General features: G+C 58.7%; 9 protein-coding genes. 6 read left to right on the top strand and 3 right to left on the bottom strand.

From position 1 onward, the window contains the following. Positions 1–12: 12 nt before the first annotated feature. The 3 genes from VJ604_RS12680 (at position 13) to VJ604_RS12670 (ending at position 3,216) form a co-directional block, all read left to right on the top strand. Positions 13–132, top strand: a complete 120-nt coding sequence (locus tag VJ604_RS12680; protein WP_324083048.1) for a hypothetical protein — start codon at positions 13–15, stop codon at positions 130–132. 95 nt (positions 133–227) lie between these two features. Further along, positions 228–1,025 (top strand): NAD(+)--dinitrogen-reductase ADP-D-ribosyltransferase, encoded by a 798-nt coding sequence (locus tag VJ604_RS12675; RefSeq protein ID WP_324083046.1) that lies wholly within the window; start codon positions 228–230, stop codon positions 1,023–1,025. Positions 1,026–1,494: 469 nt separating this feature from the next. Next, positions 1,495–3,216 (top strand): GAF domain-containing protein, encoded by a 1,722-nt coding sequence (locus VJ604_RS12670; RefSeq protein WP_324083044.1) that lies wholly within the window; start codon positions 1,495–1,497, stop codon positions 3,214–3,216. An 11-nt stretch (positions 3,217–3,227) separates the two neighbouring features. Here VJ604_RS12670 and VJ604_RS12665 read toward each other — a convergent pair whose 3' ends face one another. The 3 genes from VJ604_RS12665 to draG all read right to left on the bottom strand — a co-directional run bounded on the left by VJ604_RS12665 (position 3,228) and on the right by draG (position 6,100). After that, complete coding sequence (locus VJ604_RS12665; RefSeq protein WP_324083042.1) at positions 3,228–4,598, bottom strand: serine hydrolase domain-containing protein; 1,371 nt, start codon at positions 4,596–4,598, stop codon at positions 3,228–3,230. Between the two features lie 139 nt (positions 4,599–4,737). Further along, positions 4,738–5,145, bottom strand: a complete 408-nt coding sequence (locus VJ604_RS12660; RefSeq protein WP_324083040.1) for a bacteriohemerythrin — start codon at positions 5,143–5,145, stop codon at positions 4,738–4,740. A gap of 55 nt (positions 5,146–5,200) precedes the next feature. Further along, entirely contained in the window at positions 5,201–6,100 is a 900-nt protein-coding gene (draG, locus tag VJ604_RS12655; protein ID WP_324083038.1) for an ADP-ribosyl-[dinitrogen reductase] hydrolase, read from the bottom strand. Between the two features lie 474 nt (positions 6,101–6,574). Between draG and VJ604_RS12650 the strand changes: the two genes are divergently transcribed. From VJ604_RS12650 to VJ604_RS12640, 3 genes are all read left to right on the top strand, one after another. Further along, the gene (locus tag VJ604_RS12650) at positions 6,575–7,480 is read left to right on the top strand and encodes a radical SAM protein (protein ID WP_324083036.1); all 906 of its coding nucleotides are present in this window, start codon (positions 6,575–6,577) and stop codon (positions 7,478–7,480) included. Between the two features lie 2 nt (positions 7,481–7,482). After that, positions 7,483–8,283 (top strand): GNAT family N-acetyltransferase, encoded by an 801-nt coding sequence (locus tag VJ604_RS12645; protein ID WP_324083034.1) that lies wholly within the window; start codon positions 7,483–7,485, stop codon positions 8,281–8,283. Positions 8,284–8,349: 66 nt separating this feature from the next. Continuing rightward, positions 8,350–8,912: electron transfer flavoprotein subunit beta/FixA family protein (locus VJ604_RS12640; RefSeq protein WP_324083032.1), on the top strand; the 563-nt coding region annotated here is incomplete at its 3' end.

Here is an 8,912-nt window from a genome sequence, read left to right as displayed (position 1 = left end):
GGCTGCCGTGCCGTGGTCTGCTCGATGATGGGTGAAGCTCCCAGGATCGAGCTGGAAAAACTTGGTGTGGAGCCCTACGTCATGGAAGGGGAAATCATCAAAGTCCTCGCCGACCTTGCGAAAGTTCTGTAACCGGTCCTCACCCCGGCCCACTTCCCGCCGCTGCTGATGGCGACGGCGGGTATGCTTTGAAGGGGAGGGGAGTGTTCACAATGAGGTGAATCCACGTGCAAAACTCATCCTTCAACCACTGCAACCTCCCCCCGTGGGTGATCGCCTCCCGTCATTTCAACGACAATCCGCAGCCCATAGAGATCCAGGGGGTGCGCGCCGCCAACCGTTTCTTCTTCGACAAGCTTGATTCTATCGCCTCCCACGAGGAGCGCGCCTGCGTTTTCAACGATTACATGTCCGTCAAGTTCCAGCTGCACCAGTGGCAGGAGCAAGGGACGGCGACCGCCCGCAAGAGCCTGAAAAACAGCTACCTCAGGTTCCTGCGGGGATGGATGATGGATTCCAACTCTCCCGAAGGAGCCGTCCTGAAAGGGTGGGTTGAGAGCCGGATCGGTCTTTCACCCACCTTCCACCACCAGCGGATCGGCGGCATCCACGAAGAAGAGTACCTGAGGTATGCAGTCGACCGCACCAAGGGGAGCGCGCGCACCTCCGCCATCAATTCCCAACTTGACCTCCTATACGAATACTGCCAGTACGAACTCGCCCGCAAGTACCAGGACCGCAAGCATCTCATCCTCTACCGCGGCACGTTTGAGAGAAGCGAGCACGACGTTCTGGAGACCCTTTCGAAGCGCGAGGAAATCGTCCGTCTCAACAACCTGAACTCCTTCACCACCGACGAAGAGCGAGCCTGGGAGTTCGGCTTCATCGTCTGGGAAGTGAAAATCCCTCTCTCGAAGATCTTCTTCTACAGCGAACTCCTTCCCAACTCCATTCTGAAAGGGGAGGGGGAATGCCTGGTCATCGGCGGCGAATACCGCGTCAAGCGTCTCCTCTGCACAGTCTGATTTTCCGAATAGCCTGTCGGCTTTCCATTCCTCAACCTTAAGTTGTCGCATCTCGCCCTAAACACGCGTTTCAGCGCCATCATTACCGTCGAAAGTGTACAGCCTACAGGTTGCTATATTCGAATTTTCGGGGAACGTTGTGGCTAGCCCATGGCCATTTTCGTGTTGCGACACCTTTTATACCAAACTAAAGGTAAAACTTTAAAAAAATAAATTGATAAAAATTAATTATGCGTGATATGCTCTGCGGCATCCGATGCCGACCCATCTTGTCTGTCGCCACACCAAACACACTGCAGGGACGCAGGGTGCCAACGGGAATGAGGGGACTATGGAAGTCGAAAACAGGTCCAGAGCTGAACTTCTTGCCGAGATTTCTGAACTACGGAACAAGCTTTCCGTGGCGGAGGCACGAGTTTGTGGTGATGATGCTTTGCGCGGTTGCGAGGAACGGCTGAAGTGCGCGTTGATGAGCGCCCAATCCCTGGAGCTTGAGAGGAGCAGGCTGGAGGCGGTCCTGGACAACCTGCCAGTGGGGGTATGGATCGCCGACCAGGAGGGGCGGGTTGTTGGTAAAAACGGCGAGGCCGACCGGATCTGGTCGGGGACAGCTCCTCTTTTGGAATCCATGCAGGACTATCGGCGTCATGCGGCCTGGGACGCCGGGAGCGGGAGGCTGTTACGTCAGGAAAATCACCCGATGGCGAAGGCGCTGGCGACCGGTGAACCGGTGGCGCCGGTCGAGTTGAAAATTCGGCGCTTCGATGGCACGCATGGCATCGTGCTCTCTTCGGCGGCTCCTGTCCTGGATAGGAACGGGGGCGGCATCGGCGTGGTTGGCATCAGCCTGGAAATTACCGACCGTGCTGCTTTGGAGGCTGAGCGGAAATTGGCTGAAGAGCAGATCCGGCAGCAGAACGTGCTCCTCAACGGCATTCGCCGGGTCCTCGCGTCGGCGCTCACCGCACCCAACGAGCAGGAACTCGCCAAGGTCTGTCTCGCCGTTGCCGAGGAGGTGACCGAGAGCAAGTGCGGCTTTATCGGGGAGGTCTGTGATGATGGGGGGATGCAATGCCTCCAGATCAGCGACCCTGGCTGGAAGGGGGGCTCATCGGTTGACGGAGGAGACGATCGGCCACTTCCGGGGAGTTTTAAGCTGCACGGCCTTTATGGCACCGTCATTGTTACGGGAAGGCCGCTGGTGACCAACTGTCCCGCCCGGCACTGGGCCAGCGTCGGTTTGCCGGAGGGACATCCTCCGCTAACTTCCTTTCTCGGCGTCCCGCTCGTTCAGGAAGAAAGGGTGATGGGTGTTATGGCCCTGGCTAACCGCGAGGGAGGCTACCGCCGGCATCACGTTGAGGCGCTCACATCGCTGGCCGCGGTAGTGGCGCAGGCGTTGACCCGTAAGCGTGCAGAAGCGGCGCGAACCCGGATGGAACAGGAACTGCGCGTGGCGCACGATAGCCTGGAGCAGCGGGTCAAGGAACGCACCGTCGAGTTGCAGGCCAAAAACCGGGAATTGGAATCCTTTTGCTACTCCGTCACTCACGAATTAGGTGCCCCTCTGCGCGGCATGAACTGTTACAGCCAGATCCTTTTGGAGGATTATTCCGACCACCTCGACTCCGAAGGGAGAGATCACCTGCAGCGGATCAGTGCAGCTGCAAGCAGGATGGGTGGATTGGTTGAAGATCTCCTCAACCTTTCCCGGGTGACGCGCAGAAAGCTGGCGCGGGAGAGGGTGAACGTCAGCAAGATAGCAGCAGACGTCTTTGCTGACGTCAGCAGCCAGTACACCGGGTGGACAGTGAAGATGGAGATCGAGGAGGGGGTTGAAGGAGAATGGGACCCCGCGTTGGCGAAGCTCGTGTTGCAGAACCTGGTCGGTAACGCCTGGAAGTACTCGGGGAAGGTGGAGGCTCCCGAGATCCGTTTCGGCAGTTATACCGAAGGCTCCCAGACCGTCTGTTTCGTGCGTGATAACGGCATCGGTTTTGATATGGAATACGCCGACAAGATATTCCTTCCCTTCGAGCGGCTCCACAAGGTAGGTGAATACGAAGGCACCGGCATCGGGCTCGCCACCGTGCAGCGGGTGATCGCACTGCACGGAGGACGCATCTGGGCCGAAGCCGCTGTCGGCGAGGGCGCGACCTTCTACTTCACCGATGGCTGCCACGCCTGCTGATGGGAAGTGTGTTAGTGCGGAGGTTGCTGAAGCGAGTTGAGGATTAGATCGACGAAGCGGTCGTGCTGCCAGGCTCCCGGCTGGGTGGTCAGGCCGAGACGTACGATTACCAGCCGTCGGGATGGGATGATGGTAAGGAATTGTCCCTCGTATCCCGTCGCGTGGAAAGTGTCCTCCGGAAGCTCGATGTCTCTATCACCACTGCTGAAGTCCTGCCCGATCTTCAGCCAGAAATGCGCCCCGTACTGGTTCTCGGTAGCAAGTGGCGCCGGCCTCCTGCTGAACTCCACCCAGCCCTCCGGAAGTATCCGCTCCCCCTCCCAAATCCCGTCCTGAAGGTACAACTGGCCGAATCTCGACCAGTCCCTGGCGGTCGCGTACATGAACGAGGAGCCAACGAAAGTGCCTGATGCGTCGCGTTCCATGACGGCTGACGTCATTCCTATCCGGTCGAACAGCTCCCGTTTCGGAAAGCTCCAGTACTGCTCGTCTCCCAGTACGTGTCGCATGTTTCGGCTGATGATGTTTGTGCTGCCGCTGGAATAGCTCAACCTGGTTCCAGGTTCGGCCACCAGCGGCTTCTCTGCTGCGAAGTGAGCGGCATCGGGAACGGAGAAAAGCATGGTCGTTACATCCTGTAGAGGATGGCCGTAGTCTTCGTTGAAGCGCAGGCCGCTGCTCATGTGCAGCAGGTGTTCCAGGCTTATCCGGCTTCGACGGTCGCCTGGTCTCAACCACTCCGGTGCAGCGATAGGTGCATCGAGACGCGTCTTTCCCATCCGTACCATGATCCCGACCAGCGCATTCATCACCCCCTTGGTCATCGACCAGCCAGCTAGCGGGGTGTCCATGTTGAATCCTGCCGCGTAACGTTCGGCAACTATCTTTCCCTCATGCACGACCACCACTGCGCGGGTCCTGCGTACCTTGGTGGCGGCCGGTTCGGAGAAGGCCCATTCCAGCGCTCCTTCCAGCCGAGGATTGTACTCTGCCTTTTCCTGTTCTTGTCGTGGGGGAGAAGCGGAGGGGGAGACTGCGGAAGTATTGCAGGCTGGAAAATGGTTGTAACAAATGGTGGAGCCGAACCCGGGGGTGAAGCGTGATTTCCTCCTGATTCCGAGGAGACTCGCGGTAACTTCACCGGCGTTGAAATCGACGGTGGTTTTGATGTGACGGAGGATTCCGAACTTGTCTGCGGATAAGTCCCTTTGGAGGATAGAGGATGCTTCGCGCCGAGCGACGAAGATGCCTGAACAGAGAGTTTTGGATTGATAGGCTGCCCCGATAGAGACAATGCGGGCGAGTCGATAAGTACCAACGGCGGCGAGAGCCAGTGCGATAGGCTTACCTACTGAAGCAATAGCCACCTTCACTCTTTTCATGGCAGTAGCCCCTCGCGATGATTTCAGACGCCCCTCCAGTTTTTGCCCACGAGGAAAGCTTACCCAAAATCATTTTGAGGGGCAATTAAGTCAGTCTTGCAAGTTACTAAGGCGGCGACCGGAGAGTTGAAGAGGAGCCCTAGCTGATGCCGTGAGCTTCGAAATGCCCGCTATAGCGTGAATCGGTTACCAGGATGTGATTCTGCAGCCAATCCTTCAAGAAGTTCATAATCTCCAAGGTGAGGATGAAGGCCTCGTTATCGGCCCGCTGCTTAAGATCGAGCGCCTTTGTCGTGAACTTCTCATGCTCGGTCCTGTGCTCATGGAATTCGGGGTAACTGGTCCGGCGCATGTACTTTTCTTCCGTCTCGAAATGCACCCGCGCATATTCCACCATGCTGTAGATGATCTCTTTATGGGCTGCACGCCCTTTGTTGGCCACCATGGCATCGTAAAGAGTGTTGAGCAGGTTCACCAAGGTCTTGTGTTGCTCGTCGATCTCCTTGACGTTGACAGCAAATCTCTCCTCCCAAGTGAAATAAGCCATTATTCTTCTCCTTTTTAGTTCGTTAGATGACTGAATTGAAATACAAATGTCCACCTTAATTGAAGGCCGGAGAGAGCCTCACCAATTGCTCGGCTAGCTCTCTCAGTTCCAGGACCAGTCTCTTGTCCAATTTCTTTATCCAGCGTGCAGGGATATGTTCCTCGCCGAAATAGGCCCCCGCAAGTGCGCCGGCAATGGCGCCAGTGGTGTCGGCGTCGCCCCCCTGGTTGACGGCATCGATCACGCACAACTCGAAGTTTCTCGCTTTGAAGAAGCAGTGGAAGACGGTCTGCATGGTATCCACCACGTAACCGGTCGCCAGCCCCTTGTAGGGGTCGAACACGAAATTCGGGAATCGCACGATCAGCTCCTCGACCTCGCGCCGCATCTGGTTGAGGGAGCGGCCGTCCAGCGCCAGGTGCAGCAACCGGCCCAGGTAGATGGAAGCCGCATCGGAGAGTGGGTGGTTGTGTGTCACGTGTGCCTGCTGGAGCGTACAGGTCTCCAGCATCTCCTCGCTACCCAAGGTGAACAGCGAAACAGGAAGGTTTCGCATGGCCGCACCGTTGCCGCCGTCCCATTCGTTGGGCGGGGTTTCCAGCGCCCCTTTCAGCATGTAGTTCCTGATCCCTCGTCGGCAGGTATCTCCCACGTCGATTGGCTTGGAGCGCAGCCAGGTGGCGAAATTATCGGCGACCGCCGGCAGCGACCATCCCCCCACGCTGGCGATCGCTCGCGCGATGCAGAGGGACATCTCCGTGTCGTCGGTTACCTGTCCCGGCTTCAGCCTGAGCCAGCCGCCTCCCACCATATCCCTGAGCACACCGTACTTGGACGCTATCTCGCCCCGGGTCATGAATTCCGCGGGAGCGCCCAGCGCGTCGCCGATGGCGAGGCCGAGAAAGGCGCCGCGCGCACGGGACATTATTTCTTCCTTGGGGGACATGATGGCCATGGGAGGCCTGGATGCAATTTATGTGCAACCTTTACTTACCCCATCCTCACCCTGTCCCTCCCATTGAAGGGGAGGGGACGTCGTGCGCGCTGCCTATGGAAATTCAAGGCTTGCCGGATCGCCGTGCTCCCGCGAGTGGAATGTAGGACGGTAGGAGGGTGCTGTTGTCAGTGGACGGGTTGCACAAAAAATAGTCGCTTGCATCGTATACGGAGGCAGCGTTGCTGGATGGAGAGCTGATGCCGGCGCTGGCATCCATCTCCAATGGGACACAAATACCTTTAATCTCACCGTCCTGCAATACCGTATACGGTCATTCGCGGCGTTTATGCCAGCTCTGGCACAGTAAATGCTCCAGTGACGATGACTGATACAAGGACGTATCACTTACAAGGCAACGATGCCCGGCGGAGAACTCTCCTGCCGGGCTTTTTTGTTCTTGGAACCCGAACTGCGCAGAACAAGGAGGAAATCATGGCATCATCGTGCAAAACCATGCAGAAGATCCAGGGACACCCCTGCTTCGGGGGAAATCATCACAAAAACGGTAGAATGCACCTCGCAGTGGCACCCAAGTGCAATATCAAGTGCGGCTACTGCACGAGGCGCCACGACTGCGCCAACGAGTCCCGCCCCGGTGTCACCAGCCGGCTTCTTTCTCCTGCCGAGGCCATAGTCAGGGTCCGCGAAGTTATGGCGAGCCCGATAACCGGCCCGATCATCAAGGTGATCGGCATCGCCGGCCCGGGCGATCCGCTCTTCAACGAGGAAACCTTCGAGACCTTCCGCATGGTGGGGGAGGAGTTCCCCCACCTCATGAAGTGCATGAGCACCAACGGGTTATTGCTGCCCGAGAAGATGCACCTTCTGAAGGAGATCGATCTGCACAGCCTGACGGTGACCTTGAACGCCCTTGATCCCGGGGTGGGCGCCAAGATCTACTCCCATGTCTTCTACCACGGCACCAAGCTGACCGGCGAAGAGGGAGCGGCGCAGCTGATCGCGAACCAGCTGGAAGGGATTCGCCAGGCGGCCGAGCTCGGCTTCGCCATCAAGATAAACACCGTGGTGATCCCCGGTGTCAACGACAACGAGATTCCGGCCATCTCCAGGAAGGTCAAGGAACTGGGCGCCTTCGTGATGAACATCATGCCGCTCATACCCCAGGCCGATTTCGCACACATCGAGCCTCCCTCACCGGAGAAGCTGGAGGAACTTCGCAAAAACAACGAGAAGGTCATTGGCCAGTTCAAGCACTGCCGGCAGTGCAGGGCAGATGCCGTCGGCTTGATCGGTCAGGATCTGCAGTTGGCACCCGCCGCCCAGGAGGTTACCGCCGCATCGCCGCCGACGGAGCAGTTGTTCGTTCACCGGGACTAGCCATGGTCGACCCACTCCTTGCGAGCGACATAGCGGCTTTCCTGGCCTTGGCCGAGGATGAGGGATGGATGTGCGACCGGTGGGAATTCCAGTTTCTGCTGCGGAATTTCCCCCAAGGCTGCTTCGTGCGCCGTGAGGCCGGGTCCGGCATCGGTTACATTACGGCAGCGAGGTACGGTAGCAGCGGTTGGATCGGCAACCTCCTCGTGCACCCCGGGGCACGCAGGCGCGGTATCGGGCGAGGGCTCATGGAGCTCGCCATGTCCGCTTTGCAGGCGAGTGGGGTGGAAACGATCTGGTTGACCGCCTCCGAGCAGGGCGTCGGGATCTATCGAAGACTTGGTTTTGCCGCCATCGACCATATCCATCGTTGGACCGGGCGCGGCACGGCAGCAGCCGGTCCTCGGCATCTCCCTGTGGATCACGATCTGGTGGCCACCGTGGACAGCGGAGGGTGGGGCGAGCGGCGCGATGAATTGATGGAGGCCGTCTGCGCGCGGGGGCGCTTTCTTGCCAGTTCCGCTGGCTTTCTCTGTTGCCAGTCGTGGGAAGGCGGGACCCAGATCGGCCCGTGGGGGTGCCTGGAGAAGGGTGAGGCTGGCGACCTGCTGGAATATGCTTTGGCCGGAGCGGGAGAGCGCGTCTTCCTGGATGTACCTGCCGGAAATGACGCGGCGGCCGAACTGTTGAGAGAAAATGGGTTCACCGTCCAAGGGAGCAACCTATTGATGTTCCAGGGGCGTAAGCCGCTCTACCGCGCGGACCAGATCTTCGCGCTTGCCAGCATGGGGAGCATGGGTTGATGGGGAAGTTCCGTGTACCGGTAATCCGGTACGGCGGTAAGTATCAAAAAGATAAGGAGGGCAGCAATGATTGTGGTCGCCTGCATCAAGCAGGTCCCGGACACCACCCAGGTTCAGATCGATCCGGTGACCAATACTCTGATCAGGGATGGGATCCCCTTCATCATAAACCCCTACGACACCCACGCGCTGGAGGAGAGTCTTCGACTCAAGGATCGTTACGGCTTCCAGGCGGTGGCGCTCTCCATGGGGCCGCCAAATGCCGAGGCTGCCCTGAGAAGAGCCCTCGCTTTGGGGGTAGACCGCAGCGTGCTCCTCTCCGACCGCGTATTCGGCGGTGCCGACACCCTCTCCACCAGCAACGTTCTCTCTGCCGCTATCAGGAAGCTGGGGGAGATCCGGGAGGTCGGCATCGTCTTCTGCGGCAAGCAGACGATCGACGGAGATACTGCCCAGGTCGGCCCGGGGATCGCGGTGAGGCTGGGGTTTTCGCAGCTCACCCTGGTGGACCGCATCGAGAACATCGACCGGGATGCCAAGACCATCGTGGTGCGCCGCAAGCTGGAAGGACGCTACGAGATCGTGGAGGCCCGGCTGCCAGCCATGATCACCGTGGTGCGTGAGCTGAA

The sequence above is a fragment of the Geomonas sp. genome (assembly GCF_035254065.1).
Taxonomy (GTDB): domain Bacteria; phylum Desulfobacterota; class Desulfuromonadia; order Geobacterales; family Geobacteraceae; genus Geomonas.
The sequence above is the reverse complement of the archived record's forward strand: the minus strand, read 5'-3'. Positions and strand labels throughout refer to the sequence as shown.

What these genes read in the sequence shown, in the direction of transcription:
- VJ604_RS12670 (WP_324083044.1), top strand. Translation starts at nt 1,495, where the DNA reads ATGAGCGCCCAATCCCTGGAGCTTGAGAGGAGCAGGCTGGAGGCGGTC.
- VJ604_RS12645 (WP_324083034.1), top strand. Translation starts at nt 7,483, where the DNA reads ATGGTCGACCCACTCCTTGCGAGCGACATAGCGGCTTTCCTGGCCTTG.
- draG (WP_324083038.1), bottom strand. Translation starts at nt 6,100, where the DNA reads ATGGCCATCATGTCCCCCAAGGAAGAAATAATGTCCCGTGCGCGCGGC.
- VJ604_RS12660 (WP_324083040.1), bottom strand. Translation starts at nt 5,145, where the DNA reads ATGGCTTATTTCACTTGGGAGGAGAGATTTGCTGTCAACGTCAAGGAG.
- VJ604_RS12650 (WP_324083036.1), top strand. Translation starts at nt 6,575, where the DNA reads ATGGCATCATCGTGCAAAACCATGCAGAAGATCCAGGGACACCCCTGC.
- VJ604_RS12665 (WP_324083042.1), bottom strand. Translation starts at nt 4,598, where the DNA reads ATGAAAAGAGTGAAGGTGGCTATTGCTTCAGTAGGTAAGCCTATCGCA.